The following is a 16,313-nucleotide window of genomic DNA, read 5'->3' on the forward strand; positions in this document are numbered from 1 at the left end:
AGTTACTGGCATATGCAATTTAACATTCCGACGTGTCTTACCCTGTTTCGAGTCGTACTTATTCCCTTTTTTGTCCTGGCGTTTTATCTGCCATTTCAATGGGCTCCCTTTGCTACTGCACTGATCTTTGTGATTGCTGCGGTTACTGACTGGTTTGATGGTTTTTTAGCGCGTCGCTGGAAGCAGACCACGCGTTTTGGCGCGTTCCTCGATCCGGTTGCGGATAAAGTGCTGGTGGCGATTGCGCTGGTGCTGGTGGCGGAGCATTTCCACGCGTGGTGGATTACGCTGCCTGCGGCAACGATGATCGCGCGTGAAATCATTATCTCTGCGCTGCGTGAGTGGATGGCGGAGATCGGCAAACGCAGCAGCGTGGCGGTGTCGTGGATCGGCAAGGTGAAAACCACCGCGCAGATGTTCTCGCTGTTTGCCCTGCTGTGGCGTCCAGAAGCCACGGTGGTTGGCGTGGGTGTGGTCGCACTGTACATCGCAGCCGTGCTGACGTTCTGGTCAATGTTCCAGTATTTAAGCGCAGCGCGCGGCGATTTGCTCGATAGCTGATCGATGCGATTTAAAAAGCAGCAAACGGACGCAGTGTGTGGATAATTCTGTTGACTCACTGCGTCAGATAAGTAGAATGCATCGCATCGAACGGCAGCGAGTCTGCAAGAAGCTGAATAAAATCAGCAAGTTCGATGAAGAAATACCAGAACCGAGTAGTTGAGTTGGCAACAAGGCGGCAACTGAACGAATCCCTGGGAGCTTACATTGGTAAGTGACCTGGGTGAGTGAAGGCAGCCAACGCAGTGGCAAACTCAAATACGATGGTTATGCGGGAATAGCTCAGTTGGTAGAGCACGACCTTGCCAAGGTCGGGGTCGCGAGTTCGAGTCTCGTTTCCCGCTCCAAATTTAGTGGTTCGTATTCAACGAATTACATACCAGATTAAAGGCGCGTTGGCAGAGTGGCCATGCAACGGATTGCAAATCCGTCTACCTCGGTTCGACTCCGGGACGCGCCTCCAATTTACACCCTGCCCGGGTGGTGAAATCGGTAGACACAAGGGATTTAAAATCCCTCGGCTTATGGCTGTGCGGGTTCAAGTCCCGCCCCGGGCACCATATTTCAAGCTGTGAAAAACCAAATAAAATCAAAGCAATATGCAGTAATGTCGTAACCGCCCAAGGGCGGTTTTTTTGTGCCTGCGATTTGGTTCCTAATATCGATTCCTAATATCAGATGCTTTTCTTCTGCCCGCCAACCACTGGCACTACGACAATTTTGCGGTCATAAGCTGCGGTTTGTTCTACATTTTTATGGCCTGTAATTGCCCGCTTCTCGTATAGATCCCCATCAAGATCGGATACACCTTTGGCTTTCAAATCATGAAAGGTGAAATCGAAAAGCAGCTCCGGGAATTTAATCCGGGCTTCTTCGCGCGCTGCACTCCAGCGACTATTAAAACCGTCGCGCGTATAACCAGAACCGTTTGGCTGGTGGATGATAAATATACTGCTCATGCCAGGCTTGAGGATTAAACCTGACGCCATATTGATCACAGATGTAAGGCGAGGGGACCACCCTTTAATTTGGGCTACGCTGGTTTTACTCTGCTTAATCAAAATACCTTCTTCAACGATTTGGCTTTTTTTCATCGACAAGACATCAGCCTGTCTGGCGCAACACAAGTAAGCCAGTTCCATCGCTATTTTAACAATGTCCGGCGCACAGGAATAAAGCGCTTGGTATTCCGCATCCGTTACGTAACGATCTCGCGATTCCTCCTTGAACTTCTTAACTCCTTTCGTGGGGTTGCCTTTAACCATTCCCCGTTCATATCCCCAACGGTACATGCGTGACATAAAAGCTTTTTCGCGGTTGGCCTGCACGCGGCTTTTAAGTCCGCGCTTGTCCATATATTTTCGGACGTGCTCAGGTTTGATTGCATCAGATGGCATTGCGCCAAAAACTGAAAGCACGTTTTTCGAATACTTCAGGTAATCCTTCTGTGTTTCACGCGCCAATTCAAAAAAATCGGCTGACTTGAAGAAACGATCTGCCAAAGACGCCAAAAGTTTGTCATCGGGTATTTCGTTAATGAGCGACTCATATGCCGCCCACACCTTTGACTGAGGTGAATCAAGATTGCATAGGCGTATGGCACCACCGTTTTTTGGGTGGAACTCATACGCTGATCTGCCGCGATAAACACGCGGCGGCATCCATGCATCTTCTGTATTTTTTCTTGTTCTAGCCATTAATCTAACGCGCCGAAGTTTGGTTCATGGTTTTCCTGTTCAGCAACTTTGCGATGTGTAATTGGGTCGTTAAAGTGCTGCCAGGTCGTTCTTGGCCTGCCGTCACGCCGAACCACAAAAAATATGCCTGCTTGCTTCAGGCAATGGCACTGCTTTGACGGAATTTTGTAGCCTGTAATTTTTTCGATATCAGCATCAGAAATTATGTCGTTCTGCATCAGCACATATCCTCCACGCATTACCTGCTGCAACAGGTTTGATTGCTGTGACATGTCACAGCACTAATTTGGTTTCATGCCAGCCGCGATTAGCCCAACATGCTGCTTCGCCTTTGCATGGGCAAACGCTAACCGGCAATCGATCACCACACTTACCGCACTTACGCTTGCTGATTACCCGAAATCTCGAACGCACACGCGCATCATCCTGGCGAATCAGCAACGCTATGTACTCGGCCATCTCATAGGGTTCGCGACCGGGGCGACGTGCTGCGCAGTTGTGCGCCAGCATCGCTAATTCCTGACTATCCAGAACCAGCTCCAGTTTCTGCTCACCGGCAGCTGCCTGACGTGCGCGCTGTTCTGCTTTGCGTTCTGCGGGTGACTTAGGCATTAGTCCTCCGGAGCTGCTGGGTGGTACATCCAGTGGGTGTACTCATCTCTGCCAAATTCACTCTTCCACGCGCCGTTCTCCCAGTAAACGACATCACCAGCGAAATCGCCTTCTTCAATGGCTATACACCACGAGCCATTTCTCGGTGGCTCATCCTCAATGCTCACCCACTCTGCACCACCTGTGGCACATATAGGCTCTATTGGTGCTGTGTGTGGAACAGCGGGGGCTGCTGAAAGCATTGCTTGCCAGCAAAGTAGAGCGCGATGCGCGGCTTGCTGACATCCGCTCATGGCGTCGTACTCTTCCCAAACCTTGGAATCGCTGAAGATTTCATCAGGTTCGGATTCAAAGCCATCAACAATCATTTCTTCAGTTGGTTCAACCGGCACCGCCACCCAGCCATCAGGCAAATTCAAAGCCTGGCTTGCAGGTTGGGTGAGTGCGGCAAGTTGCACCGCCAAGCCCCGAATATCGTTTATAAATTTCTGCGCACTCTCATCGGTGGCTGCATGACGAACATCGACGCACGTCAGGCAAATACGGTCGATCAACTGCTCTTCGGTCATCATGATTTCACCTCGTAGTACCAACACAGACCTGTAGCCACCACTACAACCGCCGCCGCGATGGAGCCGAACACAATACGCAAGTGACGCACACAATCCTGATACATCGGATCGTCATCCAGTCGATAGTGAAGGAAGCTATAGCGCGCACCGTAATTCTCAAACGCAGCTGCCGGTGTTAGGCCACTAACGATAATGTCTCCACTGTTTGTTGCATACCAAACGCCACGCTGCAGGAATATCCGAGGCTTAATCATGTTTCACCTCCACTGCCCGCGAATCACGCCATGCAGAGTAAGAGCGACCAGCTACATTGATCCGCTGCAGCTTAAGCTGGTGGCGTGGCGACTTCATATTGAGATAATCAAAGCCGGTGCGTCCCAGCTTATGAAGTTTGAACATGCACACCCTCCACACGCTTAAACTCAATGACCCACACCCACGGGTCAGCCTGCCAACTTTCCTTTCCGTAAATAGCCTCCCAAAGCCCACTAAATGAACTTGCTGCAGACATGTTGCATCGAAGATCGTTTTTGATGCCGATGGGGAAATATTCGTGATAAAACTGCGGCATATCCGGTTCAAGTGGTAACGGCTCGATCCCCTCGGCGACTGCATCCGATTCGCTAATATCCTGTAAACGCTCCACACGAACGCCGGTAATCTCCAGCGTTATGCGGGAAGCCCAGCGCGGCATGTGGATGGATGGAGTCCAATTTTCAGGCGATACAGGCTTACTGCAATTTACGACTGGCACGCGGTGCGTTTGCTGCGTCCAACTTTGTCTTTCGCTGGCGCGATACACCAGAGTTGCAACGTCCGTAGCTCTGCTATGAACACGAAACGTCTCACGCACCCACAGGCGATCACCTACAGCACCGAACGGGCAGTGATTTGCAAGATAGAGTTCAGCTTTGGCTCCATGGGGCGCTAACTGTAAGCCTCGACCCCAACCGGCATGATCCATCTTCCAAAAGTCACCATCGATAAAAGGCTGGTGTTTGATAGCTCTGCGCGTCTGCGTCTTTCTGCCTTCCAGAACTGCACGAACCATTTCGGCGTTGAAGATAATTCCGCGCTCACGCATGGTCGCCTCCTCGTGCATCTTCGAAGCGGAACTTACGGAAAGCTTTATTCAGGTCACCTTTGGTGCGACGAAGCCCGCGCTTGCGGTTGTGCTTTGGGTTGCGTGCTCGCGGCGTCGCGTGGAACATGACACTGCGTAATGCCTCTTCGCGGTTCATGAAGGCAGCGGCAACACCCTTGACGCCATGCTGCACCATAACCCACGGTCGAATGTGCTCCGGGTGCTTCCAGAGATTAGGTGTGGTGAGAGCGGCCATTTTTATCGACACCATAAAACTATCTGACTTATCGCCCTTTTTCATCGGGCGCAGATAGGCGATGCCTTTGCGATATTTGCTCATCACACACCTCCTTTGGTACTGCCTGCGCGGAGTTCCTCAGCAAATGCTAATGCCGCCATAGCGCAATGATCGGCACTAATCGCCATCTCTCTGTCCTTTTTCGCTACGTAATGCTTGCGCAACTCCTCACGCTCAGCAGCAAACATCTCTACGCCCTCCGCCCGCACCTCGTTGAGCATTGATTCAGTGGCTGGGGTTTCAGGTTTGTTGATCCCGGCGCAGGTGTAGACGCCAGTTCGCTTGCTCTCGATATAGCATTCGCCATCGATGTAATTTTTCAGCGACAGATTCTCGACTGCCAGCACATCAGAAAGAACAGTAATCACATCGAGACGGGTAGCAAGGTCTGATACCAGCTTTGCGATTTCAGTAAGTGGCGCATCTGCGCCCTGAGCTTTAGCAAATGCGTGACCAGCTGCCACGAGTTCTTTGTTAGTCATGCTGGTGGCCCTTAATGTTGAGGTCGCGAAGGTGAATACGTTCTGCAATGCGCTGCGCTTTTAATGGGTTTTTGATTATCTGATCGCCGTGTTCCCAACCTTGCTGCTGCTGGTTGAAGGTGAGGGTGATAGCGCCCACGATGATGTGATCTTTAGGCTTTTGCATCGAGATACTCCCGCTTCGCTGCATCGAACACGCTACCAACAATCTCCACGCCTTCAGCTTCTTGCTTAGGCTGCGCCTTTGTCTCAACGTAAATGGCATCGCCGTGCCGAAAATACGTAATGCCGCTGATGAAAAGCATTCCCCAATCCAAACCAATAATTGAGTAAAATTCGTCATTGCTGACCTTTGTTTGTGGGTAATTGACTTTCCACTCAGCGCTGAGCGATTTGAATTCTTCACTCAAACCTTTTGGCGCTCTTGCTTTCGGCCAACTAGCGAAACCATTATTGCTGGATGGTTTAGTCCATAGTTCTTTGGCTACATGGAACACTTCATTGAAGTTCACTCCATGGAACACTGAGCGGCTAATGTCATTGCTGAACACAGGTCTAGCGCCGAAACGTGCGGCAAATTCTTTGCCTTCAGCACGCATTTTGGTTTCATCCGCGCGCAATTTATCCCACGCCGCCAATTGCTCCGGTTTAATAAATTTCCAATACGCCATTCATCCTCCACGCCTATTTTGGGCTGCAAGAATCCCTTGCCATTGCTGGCAATAAATCACTGAGGGATTCATTTAATTGGCTGACAGGTTCTGCAAAACCTGTAGCCTCGTTACTCCACGTTGAAAGGTATTGCGGTGCCGGGTGCCTCCCGGTGCTCTGGCTGAACTGGCAATAACCAGAGCGGGTTTAGACTTTGAGCCTCAACCGATCGCGTAATCGTTTGGGCCAGTTCACCACACTCGCACTTGGTGCCATCACCACAATGGTTGAGAGCATTAATCGGTTCAGGAAGGTCTTCTGGAGTTTCCTTCGCCACAGAGAAATGCTCTCACCGTTGTGTGCTGACCTCCCAGCCAGCGTGGTTCGGGTAACTGCGCCACCACGCAGCTTACGAACTGGCAGACTTTTACGGTGCTGCCCCCGGTGTTGTGTTCACAGGCCTATGCGATTCCCCGCCGTTCCATGAGGTCTTATTGGCCATATTGGCGCATAGCGCCGAACTGTTCCGCATTACCTGATCCTCCACAACGTTGAGAGCACTTAACGCCTCTGTGACGCGGCTCGGTGCGCCCGTCAAATGCTCTCATCGTTGTGAAAAAGTGGCGGTTAAACCGGTCGAACACTATCTTCCCTCTCCTGATAGGGTTGAAAGCCCCGGAGAAACCGCCCAAACACTCAACGTTTAAAACACAGCCTTGTATTCCACATCCACTTCACAGCATTCGAACGTCATGACACCGGTATCTGCATCACAGATGAGTTCGGCATCAGGGAAGAGGTACAGGAAGGTGATCAAGTCCCGTAAGCTGGTGTCGGCCATTTGCTTGATCATCTTCACTGCGGCTACCTCATGTATACATCCGATGGGTTAAATATACTTGCGAGTATATTAAGTGTAAATACTCAAAGGTAAATAAATTGTACGCACGGGTATATGGATATGAATTAAAAGAGAATTTATTTATCGGCGAGATATTGAGGGCGCAAAAAACCCGGTCAAGACCGGGTTAGAGGGGACTGATGATGGTTAAGGTAGGTTGGTGACTTTTGCATCCACTACAACCCCTATTATCCGACAATTACCATTAATTTCAGTCATAGGGTACTGGGGATTCAACGGCTTAAGAAATTTTCGACCTGCATCAATGACCAATTTCTTAAAGGTGGCTTCGTTCTCACTATCAAGCTTTGCGACTACAAGCTTGCCATTTCTGGCTTCAACCTCTGGATCAATCAGAATTGCCATGCCTTCGGGGATACTTAGCCCAGCCGGCGCTGTCATGGAATCACCTTTAACGTCAAGCCAGAATGAGCTCTCAGAGCAATCAACAGTTGTTTCATACCAGCGGTCGATACTTTTACGGTGATAGGGTTCTACAGCTTCCATCCATTGTCCTGCACTAACCCAGCTGATCACTGGAAAGTTTCCCTTGGGCTCGTTCGGGCCTGCATAGGCCACATTTGAATCTTTAGTGTTTGCTAAACCATCCAACCAACCGCGACTCAGGCCTAAAGAGTCTTCTATTTGACGTGCAGATTGCTCGCCAATATTGCGCTTGTTCGCCTTACCTGAAGGGTAAAGCATTCGAGAAACTACGGTCGCATCAAGGCCTGCTGCCTCTGCGAACTTCCGCTGAGTTTCATATCCATCAACCAGCTCTTGAAGCTTAAGTCGGCGGATTTCGTAGATGTCATGGCTTGGTTCGGTTTTCATACCAAGATCATACGAAAAATTACTCGCAGGTAAATGACCCTCAGGTATTGAATAAAATATACTTGCGGGTATACTCATTTCGTCAACCACTGGAGGCTTCATGGAAACGTTACGAACGTATCTGAATGGCCTTGCGCTGGGTAAGCAACGGGACTTCGCTGCAACTTGCGAAACTTCAATTGAATACCTCCGTAAGGCAATTAGTAAGGGTCAAAAATTAGGTCCGGCGTTATCAGTTTTGATCGAGATTAACTCAGCCGGCGCTGTAAGTAGAAAAGACCTTCATCCCGACGACTGGATGAAAATCTGGCCCGAACTGAATTCTAAAGCGACCGCCGCTTAGCGGTAACTACAACAGGAATAATGAAATGGTAGACACCATCAACACAGCGATTCGCCTGATGTGCAAAGCACATCCACACGGTCGTTTGGGTATGGCTGATGACATGGGCATGACCATCGATCAGTTCCACAACCACCTGTACCGCAAGTGCGGTAGTCGCTTCTTCTCTCTGGACGAGCTGCAGCGTATGGAAGACCTGTCGCGCAGCACTTACCTGGCTGAGTACTTCGCTCATCGTAAGGGCCTGACGCTGGTGGACGTTTCAACCGTTGAGAAAGTGGACAAGGTTGATCTGTATGACATCGAGCTGCGCAACAAAGCAACTGCCGGAAAGCTGGCTATCGCTAAACAGGAAGCGGTAGCAGACGGTGTTATTGACCAAAAGGAGCTTAAAACGCTGTCTGGATTGTTTCAGCAAAAGATGCGCGGCCAGATTCATGGCTTTCTTGGCTTCCTCGCGCTGTACGGCGTTGGCGTAACAGAGCATTCGGTAGACATGTTTATGTCCAACCGCAAAGCAGAAGTGGGCATGCAGATTCAGGCACAGGAATTATGAGATGGGTAGAGCAGAAAGGTTGAGCGCCCCAGTTTGCAGACCGGAGCGCTCGGCATCGTCAAATCAACTTGCGTGGAGAAGTAACGACATGAACAGCTTAATTCAAACAAGACCTTTAGTGCAATTCCGCTGCCGCGTGGAGGCTGGTCAGTTGCGGTATGAGCAAATATTACGCGTTGCAGGTCAGGCCGACAACTACCAGTCTGCGGAACCGTTGGTAGTTCAGAACGCGTGGAATGACTTTTACCGTAAACCGGAGGCTGACAAGTGCGAGAGATTAACCGCTGGTTCAGAGATCGTCGCGGTATTCCCGTTCGAGTTATCCGCTGGGAGCCTGAATCAGACCGCGTTATCTACCTCCGCGAAAATTATGAACATGGTGAGTGCTTCTGCCCTCTGCACCAGTTCCAGCGCGACTTTTGGGAAATAGAGGCACCACATGAGCGTTAAATTATCCGCATACGTCTGGGACGGTTGCGCCGCAGCGGGAATGAAGATTACCAGCGTGGCCATCATGGCGCGACTAGCTGATTTCTCCAGCGATGAAGGGATTTGCTGGCCTTCGATTGCCACTATATCTCGTCAGATTGGAGCTGGTCCAAGCACCGTTCGCGCAGCCATTCGCAAGCTCGAAACCGATGGATGGCTGACATCTACAGCTCGCCGTAAGGGCAACCGCAACACCTCAAACATGTACCAGTTGAACGTGAAGATGCTGAGAGATATGGCTAACTCTCATGCGCCAGAATCTGACACATCAAATTTTGACGCGTCAAATACTGATGCATCAAAAACCGGCGCAACAGTTTCTGACGCATCAAAATCTGGTGCACCAGATTACCAGCACAGTGGCAGTTTTCACCCGCCAGAATCTGGCGACGATCCGTCAGTAAATTCAACTAATGATCCAACAGATAAAACACCTTGTCAGGTTGCTTCACAACCAGACGACATCGAACCGGCAAAAATCGTTCTGGATCACTTTAATCAGAAAACTAATTCGAGCTATCGCGATGGGAAAACCACGATGGGATTTATTCGTGGTCGCCTTGCCGAACCTGATTACGTATCAGAAGACCTGATTTTGGTTGTTGATTACCTCACCGCTAAGTGGTTAGACGATCCGAAAATGTGCGACTACCTGCGACCGAAGACCATTTTCGGGCCTGAAAATTTCTCCGAGTATTTCCAGAAAGCAAAGGTTTGGCACCGAAAAGGCAGGCCAGCTTGCATAGGCGGCAAGTGGCAGCATGACGTAATGCATGTGCCGAGCGCTGACTACGAAATTCCTGATGGCTTCCGGGGGTAACGATGAACACTGAAACGCTGATTCTTACGCACCTGATGGCCTTTCCCGGCCAGACCCCGGCACAGATCGCCAGAGCTATCGGACGCACCCGCAGCACCGTAGTTTCTGCACTGCCGGTGATGACCGCTGTTGGTGATGTCTGGAGCGACGCCGAAGCCCACTACTTCACCGCAGAGCCAGCTGGCGATGGCGACGAAAAATACATTGCCCTCAGCAATAAGGCTTACAGCCTTCAGGACCGCAATTTGTGGAACCGCGCGGCCAATGTCTGGCAGCAGGCGCAGCAGTCAACCCGCAAAGCTGGTCTCCGTGAGAAAGCGCGAATCCGGGCAAACATGTGCGTGGCGAAGGCAAAAGAGCGCGACCCGAAGCCAGCACCCGATCCGTTTGGTAACCGTGGGAGCTTCCGCCGATGAAAGCAGCCATCAAAGCGCACTACTGGCGCAACGAAGATTACTACCGTGGCATTCGCGCAGCGGTTCTGATGATTACCGGTTTAGTTATTGCCCTGATATGGGAGTTGAAAACAGCATGAGCAATTTGCTTCAGGTTTACAAAAACAAAGATGACAACGAAACCGACATCACGGTACGTAAAACTTACCTGCTGGGCGTTAGTGAGTTGTATATCGAACCTGGTTACAACGTTCGCGACATCGATCAGGCTCATGTCGAAGAATTCCGCGATGCGTACATTGCCGGTGAGAATGTTCCACCTCTGACCGTTCAGGTGACAAAGCAGGGCGTGAAGGTGATCGACGGTCACCACCGCTGGCACGGCGCGAAGCTGGCGCAGGAAGCAGGACATGAAATCCGCCTGGAGTGCAAAGACTTCGTAGGCAACGAGGCAGAGCGCATCGCCTTCATGGTGACGAGCAGTCAGGGTCGCCCACTTGAGCCGCTTGAGCGCGCTGCAGCATACCAGAGGCTGAAAAATCAGGGCTGGGAACCGGCAGAAATCGCGAAAAAGGTTAAACGCTCTCCGTCAGACATCGATCAACATCTGGCGCTGTTGACCGTAGGTGATGACTTAATCGAAATGGTGAAGGCCGGCGAAGTTGCGGCCACAACTGCAGTAGCTATGGTTCGCGAGCATGGCGCGAAGGCTGAAACCGTTGCCAAAACGCAGCTGGCAAAAGCGAAGGCAGACGGCAAGAAGAAACTGACCCGCGCCGCCGCAATGCCGCAGTTCAGTGCGACTCGCGCGCGGCGTCTGGTTGAGCTGTTGAAGGATGCCGTCCTACTTCAGGACAACCCTGATTTAGAATATTTTAAACTGCCACCCGGAGTTGCAGTTGAGATCACCAGCATCCTCCAGGAATACGAGCAGCATTCTGCACAAACCCGGGAGGATGAATGAAATTAACCCTGCCATTTCCTCCGACAGTAAACACCTACTGGCGTCACACGCCAAAGGGAGTATTAATCAGCGCCTCCGGGCGCTCTTTCCGTTCAAACGCGATCGCCGCGGTATACATGCAGTTAGGCCGCAAGCCTAAGCCGCTGGATTGTGCCGTAGAAGTCACCGTGATTATTGCACCACCTGATAGCCGATCTCGCGACCTTGATAATTACCTGAAAGCGCTATTCGACAGCCTGACACATTCCGGCATCTGGAAAGACGACAGCCAAATTAAGCGAATGGCGGTTGAGTGGGGGCCAGTTACTAAGAGCGGCTACGTTGAGATTACCATTGGTGCATATCAGGCGGTGGCGGCATGAGGGCGATACTGACACCTGAAATCGCGCATCAAACTGGCATTGTGCTGCTGAAGCCGGGACGCGAGTTGCTACCGATGTTTCGTGGACGCGTTCTGGTGTGCACCCCATCGGGCGATGTATCGAACCTGCCCTCAGGTTTAATCAACGACAGCGCCCAGCCATTGCTTGATGAGCCGCTGCTGAAAACCTTCCTCGCTGATGAACGAGTGATCGATGCTGCTGGTGGATGGGAGGCACACGTCACATGGGTGCAAAAAATTCGCTCTTGTCAGCAACACGAAAAAGATTCTTATCATCACCACGATTACACTACGTTGCGGACCGAACGCGGAGCGGTTTGCCTGTGCTACACCCATGATAATTTTTGCCGCGCGAATGGCGCACCGGCACAACTGGAAGAAGTCGCAGCAGACAATCTTTCCAGGTGGATTATCGAATCAGCATGCATCCAGATGGGATTAGGCGCAGATCACCTGATGACGTTGCCAGAGCTTTGCTGGTGGGCATGCATCAGGGAAGTTATCGACCTGATACCGGAAGCACCAGCGCGGCGCGTTCTACGTATGCCGGTGGAGAAGCCAGCAACTGGGCCAATGCCGGAGGCAGATATCAACCCGGCACGCGCTGCGCGGGAAGTGATTCAGGAAGCGGTAGAGTCGGTTAAGCAGGTGATGACCATCAAAGCCGACCCGGATTCGCCGCAGTCGTTTATGGCGAGACCAAAACGGCTGCGCTGGAGCAATGAGAAGTACACGCGTTGGGTCAAGGTGCAGCCATGCGGCTGCTGCAATAAACCAGCAGACGACCCACACCACATAATCGGACACGGACAGGGAGGAATGGGAACGAAGGCGCATGATTTGTTTGTGATACCGCTTTGCAGGGCGCATCACGATGAACTGCACCGGGACATGAGGGCATTCGAAGAAAAATACGGCAGTCAGTTAGAGCTGCTGTTCAGGTTCCTTGATCACTCGATTGCAGTCGGCGTGATCGGGTAAATTAAAAAGCGTGGAGGAATATTTATGCGTGACATGTCACAGGTATTAGAACGTTGGGCAGGATGGGCGCGCTCTGATCGTAGCGGTGTAGATTACTCACCAATTGCGGCTGGGTTCAAAGGGCTGCTACCACAGGATTCAAAAATGACCCTGTCATGCACTGATGATGATGGTTTGGTCATTGAGTCATGCTTAGCCAAACTTCGCGCCCGCCGTCCTGATGAACACGAGTTAATTGTGCTGCATTACTTTTACAACATATCTAAACGCAAGCTCGCGCAGCGCGCGAAATGCGACGAGAAGATGATCCGCATTCAGGTCCAATTGGCTGAAGGTTTTATTGAAGGTTGTCTGGCATGGCTGGATGTTCGGCTTGAAATGGACCCGGAATTAGAGCCCAGAAAAATTATTCAAAAAACATTAACGCGGTCCGCAAAATCATTGGTAATGTGATAAGAGTCGTTACTACGCAGTACTACTTATCATCAAGAATCAGTTGCAAATAACGTGAGTGATTTAAATCGCCCGAAGCCTCACCAGCTATCGGGCGTTTTTATTCTTGACAGAAAAAATCAGATTTTGTAAATAGTAAATCGCCTGATGTGTATCGTTCTTTAGTCCAATCATTCATCTCGCATATCAGGCCGAAAGCCCCGTCTTAACCGATGGGGCTTTTTGTTTTTAATAATTAACCCTGTGGCTGACGGGCCAGGTAACTATCGCGGAACGCGTCAGGGTTCATATTTTAGAGGGTCGCCATAGAGCGGCCTTCTTTCGTTTTTGCGCCCGCCAATCACTGTTATCCGAAACTTTCACGCCGTGGCGGTGCGCAATTTTTTATTTCGAGACTACCGACGGCACCGACCTATTGGGAGGTGAGGATGAAACGCATGCCAGAACGTGATCCGGGCTTCTGGGCAAGCCTGCTTGCCTGGCTATACGCCCACAAAAATGAATCGGGTTATGCCGGATTAGCCGGTGTGATGGCGATTCTTCGCGCGACGTATTTTGGCCGTGACACATGGCCGCGCCGCTTGCTTGATGCCGCTATGTGCAGCGTGTTTGCGTTTTTTCTTCAACCGACGCTTCAGGTAATGGGCTCCGTTTTCAACTGGAACTTCAGCGACGACTTAACGCGAGTGGTTGCCGTCTTCCTCGGCTTCCTTGGCGTTGACTGGTTTTCAACAAAACTTCGTCGTTTCATCGATAAGCGATTAGGGGATGGCAATGCTGACACCCAGTAATTTCCAGCGCGCCACCGGCGTATCTGATGCGCTGCGCGACAAGTGGTTTCCCCGCACAGCTGCCAGCATGAGCTCATTCGGTATCAATACCCCATTACGTCAGGCGCACTTTCTGGCGCAGGTGGGGCATGAGTCAGCCGGATTCACGAAAGTGGAAGAGGGTCTGAATTACAGCGAGAACGCGCTAACTGCCATGTTCGGTAAACGCATCACTGTGGCACAGGCTAAAGCCTACGGGCGCAACGCTGAACACGCCGCCAATCAGAAGATGATCGCCAACATCATTTACGCAAACCGTAATGGCAATGGTGATGTTGCTTCCGGTGATGGTTATCGCTATCGCGGGCGTGGACTGATTCAGATTACCGGCAAAGCGAATTACGCAGCCCTTTCCGGGCAGCTAAGCGCTGATGTAGTGGCAAACCCTGACCTGCTGACTGAAAACCTTCAAGCGGCGATGTCAGCAGCTGCATGGTGGAAGAATCACGGCTTAAACGAACTGGCAGACCTTGATGATGTTACCCGCATCACCAAAGTCATTAACGGTGGCACTAACGGTCTGGATGACAGGAAATCCCGCTTACTAAAAGCTAAGGGGATTCTATGTTCAACGTAATCGGCTTTATCCGAAACTATTCGCACGTAATCATCATTGGTCTTATCTGCATTTGTCTCTGGGGACTGAATGCCCGTAACTCACAGCTGACTGCCACCAACGAGCGGCTGGAGCAACTGGCAAACAGCAAAGACGGTCAGATAAACGATCTGCGCTCCAAGAACGACGACTTAGCCGCCAGCGTCAATGACCTGGTGAAGGCGGTTAACAAGCAAAACGCGGTGATGAGTCAGGTGGCAGAACAGCGCGCAGTGACGGCACAGCAGAACAGGAAATTACAGAATGAGATTAAGCGCTATCTGGAAGCGGATAAATGCGCTGCTGCTCCTGTCGACAGTCGCGCTGTTGAGCGGTTGCGGGACGCAGCAAAGTCAGCCAGTGGAGTACCGGACAATCAGCCAGCCGCGATTAACTCTGCCGGCGGACCTGACAAACCGAATTGAAGCGCCAGCGGTACCGGACGTATTGACGTTTGGCGAGTCGGTACAACTGAACGGCGTACTTTATGGCGTCATTGAGAAATGTAACGTTGACCGTGCAGCCATACGTGAACTTGAAAAGCTCTAAAAGTCTAATTCCCAGATGATCATCGCTTCATGTTTATTGATGATGCAGTAAAACCATATTAGATTATGGTTTTAAGCGGAAATCCTAGCGATGGCGAAAAAAATTGGAGTGTTGTTGAAAGTTTTTTCTTGCGAGGAGTTTAGGGACAGCTTTCTTAGCGGTATTCTTTATATGAATACAATTGAATTTTTCAGAAACTTTGAGGAGTCGATTGAAGGTAATATTGCAGATAAGCATGAGGCTTTAACAGCATGGATGCAGCCGCATGATTTTATTTTAGAGTTTGAAGTTGATGGGGTTAAGCATGTTTTTAATCCTGAAGATATGGCTGGCCCAATGACTACCAGTATGAACTTACATAACAATGCTAATGTATTTTGTATGACTCAACTTCATTCTCATGACTTAGATATGACTAATCTTAAAGGTGAAGAAGAGATAAAATTAGCGCGCTCATACTTCACTTTACCTAAAGAAGTCGAAGCTCTTGGAGATTACACTGTCGTGATTACGAACCCAAGTGAGTTTTTAAATAGATTTAGGAATGCTGCACAAAAACTCTATGAAGAACAAAAAGCAAATTGGTACTGTTCTAAGCAAGTTCAATATTATGATGAGTTGAATTCAAGCCTCGTTCTTGAAGATATGATGAACGCACCTTTTCACAAACAAAGTAAATACTCACATCAAAGTGAATATAGGCTTTGTGTTATTAGTGATAACGCAAGTGGTGAAGTTTTAAAATTGGATATCGGAGATATAAAAGATATTGCATTTAAAACAATGACTAAAGATTTCAACTCACTTGTAGAGCTTAAAATCATTAACTGAAAGGCATGAATTATGAGTTTTCCCAAAGCTCTTATTTATAACAGCCGTTGGGACAAGGCAAGATTGTCATTTCTGAAATTGCACCCGCTCTGCTTAATGTGTCATCGGCAGGGGCGGGCGGTCGCCGCAACCGTAGTCGATCACATCACGCCTCACCGTCTGAAAGAAGCAATTAGCGGCGGTAAGCAGGATGATATCGCTAAAGCCCAGAAGCTTTTCTGGGATAAAGCCAACTGGCAACCTCTCTGTAAGCAGCACCACGACTCCACCAAGCAGCGCGAAGAGAAGCGCGGACACATCATCGGATGCGATGAGAAAGGTCTGCCACTGGACCCACAGTCGCACTGGCGCAGGGGATAATTCAAAAACAAACGGGGAGGGGCGGTTTGAGAGTTCAGGGGTCATCGTATTCCTGACCGCCCGCCCCCCTTTT

Annotated in this window: 28 protein-coding genes and 3 tRNA genes; 19 read left to right on the forward strand and 12 right to left on the reverse strand. The window is 50.3% G+C overall.

Annotation, left to right across the window (positions count from 1 at the left end; translation table 11 throughout):
- The first annotated feature begins 12 nt into the window (after positions 1 to 12).
- The 4 genes from pgsA (at position 13) to ACFQW4_RS06610 (ending at position 1,121) form a co-directional block, all read left to right on the forward strand.
- Positions 13 to 561: a CDP-diacylglycerol--glycerol-3-phosphate 3-phosphatidyltransferase gene (gene pgsA / locus ACFQW4_RS06595; RefSeq protein WP_008102316.1), complete on the forward strand. Its 549-nt coding sequence runs from the start codon at positions 13 to 15 to the stop codon at positions 559 to 561.
- Positions 562 to 832: 271 nt separating this feature from the next.
- A tRNA-Gly gene (locus tag ACFQW4_RS06600) sits at positions 833 to 908 on the forward strand.
- 42 nt (positions 909 to 950) lie between these two features.
- Positions 951 to 1,024: transfer RNA gene (locus ACFQW4_RS06605), tRNA-Cys, on the forward strand.
- A gap of 11 nt (positions 1,025 to 1,035) precedes the next feature.
- Positions 1,036 to 1,121 (forward strand) — tRNA-Leu (locus ACFQW4_RS06610).
- Positions 1,122 to 1,235: 114 nt separating this feature from the next.
- Here ACFQW4_RS06610 and ACFQW4_RS06615 read toward each other — a convergent pair.
- The 12 genes from ACFQW4_RS06615 to ACFQW4_RS06670 form a co-directional block, all read right to left on the reverse strand.
- On the reverse strand, positions 1,236 to 2,258 hold the full coding sequence (locus ACFQW4_RS06615) for a tyrosine-type recombinase/integrase (protein ID WP_377724431.1): 1,023 nt from the start codon (positions 2,256 to 2,258) through the stop codon (positions 1,236 to 1,238).
- On the reverse strand, positions 2,258 to 2,530 hold the full coding sequence (locus tag ACFQW4_RS06620) for a DUF4224 domain-containing protein (RefSeq protein ID WP_377724433.1): 273 nt from the start codon (positions 2,528 to 2,530) through the stop codon (positions 2,258 to 2,260). The genes ACFQW4_RS06615 and ACFQW4_RS06620 overlap by 1 nt, the downstream gene beginning before the upstream one ends.
- A gap of 1 nt (position 2,531) precedes the next feature.
- A complete protein-coding gene (locus ACFQW4_RS06625) occupies positions 2,532 to 2,870 on the reverse strand; it encodes a hypothetical protein (protein WP_377724436.1) in 339 nt (112 codons plus the stop codon).
- On the reverse strand, positions 2,870 to 3,442 hold the full coding sequence (locus tag ACFQW4_RS06630) for a hypothetical protein (protein ID WP_377724438.1): 573 nt from the start codon (positions 3,440 to 3,442) through the stop codon (positions 2,870 to 2,872). The genes ACFQW4_RS06625 and ACFQW4_RS06630 overlap by 1 nt, the downstream gene beginning before the upstream one ends.
- The gene (locus ACFQW4_RS06635) at positions 3,439 to 3,696 is read right to left on the reverse strand and encodes a hypothetical protein (protein ID WP_377724440.1); all 258 of its coding nucleotides are present in this window, start codon (positions 3,694 to 3,696) and stop codon (positions 3,439 to 3,441) included. Before ACFQW4_RS06635 ends, ACFQW4_RS06630 begins: the two co-directional genes overlap by 4 nt.
- Before the next feature lie 128 nt (positions 3,697 to 3,824).
- Complete coding sequence (locus ACFQW4_RS06640) at positions 3,825 to 4,526, reverse strand: hypothetical protein (protein WP_377724442.1); 702 nt, start codon at positions 4,524 to 4,526, stop codon at positions 3,825 to 3,827.
- Positions 4,519 to 4,866, reverse strand: a complete 348-nt coding sequence (locus ACFQW4_RS06645; protein WP_377724444.1) for a hypothetical protein — start codon at positions 4,864 to 4,866, stop codon at positions 4,519 to 4,521. The genes ACFQW4_RS06640 and ACFQW4_RS06645 overlap by 8 nt, the downstream gene beginning before the upstream one ends.
- Entirely contained in the window at positions 4,866 to 5,306 is a 441-nt protein-coding gene (locus ACFQW4_RS06650) for a hypothetical protein (RefSeq protein WP_377724446.1), read from the reverse strand. The genes ACFQW4_RS06645 and ACFQW4_RS06650 overlap by 1 nt, the downstream gene beginning before the upstream one ends.
- On the reverse strand, positions 5,299 to 5,472 hold the full coding sequence (locus ACFQW4_RS06655) for a DUF1317 family protein (RefSeq protein WP_377724448.1): 174 nt from the start codon (positions 5,470 to 5,472) through the stop codon (positions 5,299 to 5,301). Before ACFQW4_RS06655 ends, ACFQW4_RS06650 begins: the two co-directional genes overlap by 8 nt.
- Positions 5,459 to 5,977: a hypothetical protein gene (locus tag ACFQW4_RS06660; protein WP_377724450.1), complete on the reverse strand. Its 519-nt coding sequence runs from the start codon at positions 5,975 to 5,977 to the stop codon at positions 5,459 to 5,461. The genes ACFQW4_RS06655 and ACFQW4_RS06660 overlap by 14 nt, the downstream gene beginning before the upstream one ends.
- A gap of 683 nt (positions 5,978 to 6,660) precedes the next feature.
- A complete protein-coding gene (locus ACFQW4_RS06665; RefSeq protein ID WP_192413796.1) occupies positions 6,661 to 6,816 on the reverse strand; it encodes a hypothetical protein in 156 nt (51 codons plus the stop codon).
- Positions 6,817 to 7,005: 189 nt separating this feature from the next.
- The gene (locus ACFQW4_RS06670) at positions 7,006 to 7,692 is read right to left on the reverse strand and encodes a S24 family peptidase (protein WP_192413794.1); all 687 of its coding nucleotides are present in this window, start codon (positions 7,690 to 7,692) and stop codon (positions 7,006 to 7,008) included.
- Between the two features lie 100 nt (positions 7,693 to 7,792).
- Between ACFQW4_RS06670 and ACFQW4_RS06675 the strand changes: the two genes are divergently transcribed.
- From ACFQW4_RS06675 to ACFQW4_RS06745, 15 genes are all read left to right on the forward strand, one after another.
- On the forward strand, positions 7,793 to 8,035 hold the full coding sequence (locus ACFQW4_RS06675; RefSeq protein ID WP_192413792.1) for a Cro/Cl family transcriptional regulator: 243 nt from the start codon (positions 7,793 to 7,795) through the stop codon (positions 8,033 to 8,035).
- Between the two features lie 25 nt (positions 8,036 to 8,060).
- On the forward strand, positions 8,061 to 8,591 hold the full coding sequence (locus tag ACFQW4_RS06680; RefSeq protein WP_192413790.1) for a YmfL family putative regulatory protein: 531 nt from the start codon (positions 8,061 to 8,063) through the stop codon (positions 8,589 to 8,591).
- A gap of 267 nt (positions 8,592 to 8,858) precedes the next feature.
- Positions 8,859 to 9,041 carry a DUF4222 domain-containing protein gene (locus tag ACFQW4_RS06685; RefSeq protein WP_377724453.1) on the forward strand — a complete coding sequence of 61 codons (183 nt, stop codon included), beginning with the start codon at positions 8,859 to 8,861 and terminating at the stop codon, positions 9,039 to 9,041.
- A complete protein-coding gene (locus ACFQW4_RS06690) occupies positions 9,031 to 9,900 on the forward strand; it encodes a conserved phage C-terminal domain-containing protein (protein ID WP_377724455.1) in 870 nt (289 codons plus the stop codon). Before ACFQW4_RS06685 ends, ACFQW4_RS06690 begins: the two co-directional genes overlap by 11 nt.
- Positions 9,901 to 9,902: 2 nt before the next feature.
- Complete coding sequence (locus ACFQW4_RS06695; RefSeq protein ID WP_192413784.1) at positions 9,903 to 10,316, forward strand: helix-turn-helix domain-containing protein; 414 nt, start codon at positions 9,903 to 9,905, stop codon at positions 10,314 to 10,316.
- Positions 10,313 to 10,435, forward strand: a complete 123-nt coding sequence (locus tag ACFQW4_RS06700; RefSeq protein WP_255527800.1) for a hypothetical protein — start codon at positions 10,313 to 10,315, stop codon at positions 10,433 to 10,435. Before ACFQW4_RS06695 ends, ACFQW4_RS06700 begins: the two co-directional genes overlap by 4 nt.
- The gene (locus tag ACFQW4_RS06705) at positions 10,432 to 11,259 is read left to right on the forward strand and encodes a ParB/RepB/Spo0J family partition protein (protein WP_377724458.1); all 828 of its coding nucleotides are present in this window, start codon (positions 10,432 to 10,434) and stop codon (positions 11,257 to 11,259) included. The genes ACFQW4_RS06700 and ACFQW4_RS06705 overlap by 4 nt, the downstream gene beginning before the upstream one ends.
- Positions 11,256 to 11,621, forward strand: coding sequence for a RusA family crossover junction endodeoxyribonuclease (locus ACFQW4_RS06710; protein ID WP_377724460.1), 366 nt, complete (start codon positions 11,256 to 11,258; stop codon positions 11,619 to 11,621). Before ACFQW4_RS06705 ends, ACFQW4_RS06710 begins: the two co-directional genes overlap by 4 nt.
- The gene (locus tag ACFQW4_RS06715) at positions 11,618 to 12,622 is read left to right on the forward strand and encodes a DUF968 domain-containing protein (RefSeq protein WP_377724462.1); all 1,005 of its coding nucleotides are present in this window, start codon (positions 11,618 to 11,620) and stop codon (positions 12,620 to 12,622) included. The genes ACFQW4_RS06710 and ACFQW4_RS06715 overlap by 4 nt, the downstream gene beginning before the upstream one ends.
- Positions 12,623 to 12,646: 24 nt before the next feature.
- Positions 12,647 to 13,075, forward strand: a complete 429-nt coding sequence (locus tag ACFQW4_RS06720; RefSeq protein ID WP_377724464.1) for an antiterminator Q family protein — start codon at positions 12,647 to 12,649, stop codon at positions 13,073 to 13,075.
- 437 nt (positions 13,076 to 13,512) lie between these two features.
- Complete coding sequence (locus tag ACFQW4_RS06725) at positions 13,513 to 13,866, forward strand: phage holin, lambda family (protein ID WP_277977401.1); 354 nt, start codon at positions 13,513 to 13,515, stop codon at positions 13,864 to 13,866.
- Positions 13,850 to 14,482: a glycoside hydrolase family 19 protein gene (locus tag ACFQW4_RS06730; RefSeq protein WP_377724467.1), complete on the forward strand. Its 633-nt coding sequence runs from the start codon at positions 13,850 to 13,852 to the stop codon at positions 14,480 to 14,482. Before ACFQW4_RS06725 ends, ACFQW4_RS06730 begins: the two co-directional genes overlap by 17 nt.
- A complete protein-coding gene (locus ACFQW4_RS06735; protein ID WP_377724469.1) occupies positions 14,470 to 14,925 on the forward strand; it encodes an Rz lytic protein in 456 nt (151 codons plus the stop codon). The genes ACFQW4_RS06730 and ACFQW4_RS06735 overlap by 13 nt, the downstream gene beginning before the upstream one ends.
- 214 nt (positions 14,926 to 15,139) lie before the next feature.
- A complete protein-coding gene (locus ACFQW4_RS06740) occupies positions 15,140 to 15,880 on the forward strand; it encodes a hypothetical protein (RefSeq protein ID WP_377724471.1) in 741 nt (246 codons plus the stop codon).
- A 12-nt stretch (positions 15,881 to 15,892) separates the two neighbouring features.
- A complete protein-coding gene (locus ACFQW4_RS06745) occupies positions 15,893 to 16,240 on the forward strand; it encodes an HNH endonuclease signature motif containing protein (protein ID WP_377724473.1) in 348 nt (115 codons plus the stop codon).
- Positions 16,241 to 16,313 lie beyond the last annotated feature (73 nt).

The organism is Pantoea sp. GCM10028869, from assembly GCF_042666835.1.
GTDB lineage: Bacteria > Pseudomonadota > Gammaproteobacteria > Enterobacterales > Enterobacteriaceae > Pantoea > Pantoea leporis.

Bases quoted from the DNA above. Each gene is read 5' to 3' on its own strand.
- pgsA (WP_008102316.1), top strand. From the start codon at position 13: ATGCAATTTAACATTCCGACGTGTCTTACCCTGTTTCGAGTCGTACTT.
- ACFQW4_RS06615 (WP_377724431.1), bottom strand. From the start codon at position 2,258: ATGGCTAGAACAAGAAAAAATACAGAAGATGCATGGATGCCGCCGCGT.
- ACFQW4_RS06620 (WP_377724433.1), bottom strand. From the start codon at position 2,530: ATGTCACAGCAATCAAACCTGTTGCAGCAGGTAATGCGTGGAGGATAT.
- ACFQW4_RS06625 (WP_377724436.1), bottom strand. From the start codon at position 2,870: ATGCCTAAGTCACCCGCAGAACGCAAAGCAGAACAGCGCGCACGTCAG.
- ACFQW4_RS06630 (WP_377724438.1), bottom strand. From the start codon at position 3,442: ATGATGACCGAAGAGCAGTTGATCGACCGTATTTGCCTGACGTGCGTC.
- ACFQW4_RS06635 (WP_377724440.1), bottom strand. From the start codon at position 3,696: ATGATTAAGCCTCGGATATTCCTGCAGCGTGGCGTTTGGTATGCAACA.
- ACFQW4_RS06640 (WP_377724442.1), bottom strand. From the start codon at position 4,526: ATGCGTGAGCGCGGAATTATCTTCAACGCCGAAATGGTTCGTGCAGTT.
- ACFQW4_RS06645 (WP_377724444.1), bottom strand. From the start codon at position 4,866: ATGAGCAAATATCGCAAAGGCATCGCCTATCTGCGCCCGATGAAAAAG.
- ACFQW4_RS06650 (WP_377724446.1), bottom strand. From the start codon at position 5,306: ATGACTAACAAAGAACTCGTGGCAGCTGGTCACGCATTTGCTAAAGCT.
- ACFQW4_RS06655 (WP_377724448.1), bottom strand. From the start codon at position 5,472: ATGCAAAAGCCTAAAGATCACATCATCGTGGGCGCTATCACCCTCACC.
- ACFQW4_RS06660 (WP_377724450.1), bottom strand. From the start codon at position 5,977: ATGGCGTATTGGAAATTTATTAAACCGGAGCAATTGGCGGCGTGGGAT.
- ACFQW4_RS06670 (WP_192413794.1), bottom strand. From the start codon at position 7,692: ATGAAAACCGAACCAAGCCATGACATCTACGAAATCCGCCGACTTAAG.
- ACFQW4_RS06675 (WP_192413792.1), top strand. From the start codon at position 7,793: ATGGAAACGTTACGAACGTATCTGAATGGCCTTGCGCTGGGTAAGCAA.
- ACFQW4_RS06680 (WP_192413790.1), top strand. From the start codon at position 8,061: ATGGTAGACACCATCAACACAGCGATTCGCCTGATGTGCAAAGCACAT.
- ACFQW4_RS06690 (WP_377724455.1), top strand. From the start codon at position 9,031: ATGAGCGTTAAATTATCCGCATACGTCTGGGACGGTTGCGCCGCAGCG.
- ACFQW4_RS06695 (WP_192413784.1), top strand. From the start codon at position 9,903: ATGAACACTGAAACGCTGATTCTTACGCACCTGATGGCCTTTCCCGGC.
- ACFQW4_RS06700 (WP_255527800.1), top strand. From the start codon at position 10,313: ATGAAAGCAGCCATCAAAGCGCACTACTGGCGCAACGAAGATTACTAC.
- ACFQW4_RS06705 (WP_377724458.1), top strand. From the start codon at position 10,432: ATGAGCAATTTGCTTCAGGTTTACAAAAACAAAGATGACAACGAAACC.
- ACFQW4_RS06710 (WP_377724460.1), top strand. From the start codon at position 11,256: ATGAAATTAACCCTGCCATTTCCTCCGACAGTAAACACCTACTGGCGT.
- ACFQW4_RS06715 (WP_377724462.1), top strand. From the start codon at position 11,618: ATGAGGGCGATACTGACACCTGAAATCGCGCATCAAACTGGCATTGTG.
- ACFQW4_RS06720 (WP_377724464.1), top strand. From the start codon at position 12,647: ATGCGTGACATGTCACAGGTATTAGAACGTTGGGCAGGATGGGCGCGC.
- ACFQW4_RS06725 (WP_277977401.1), top strand. From the start codon at position 13,513: ATGCCAGAACGTGATCCGGGCTTCTGGGCAAGCCTGCTTGCCTGGCTA.
- ACFQW4_RS06730 (WP_377724467.1), top strand. From the start codon at position 13,850: ATGCTGACACCCAGTAATTTCCAGCGCGCCACCGGCGTATCTGATGCG.
- ACFQW4_RS06735 (WP_377724469.1), top strand. From the start codon at position 14,470: ATGTTCAACGTAATCGGCTTTATCCGAAACTATTCGCACGTAATCATC.
- ACFQW4_RS06740 (WP_377724471.1), top strand. From the start codon at position 15,140: ATGGCGAAAAAAATTGGAGTGTTGTTGAAAGTTTTTTCTTGCGAGGAG.
- ACFQW4_RS06745 (WP_377724473.1), top strand. From the start codon at position 15,893: ATGAGTTTTCCCAAAGCTCTTATTTATAACAGCCGTTGGGACAAGGCA.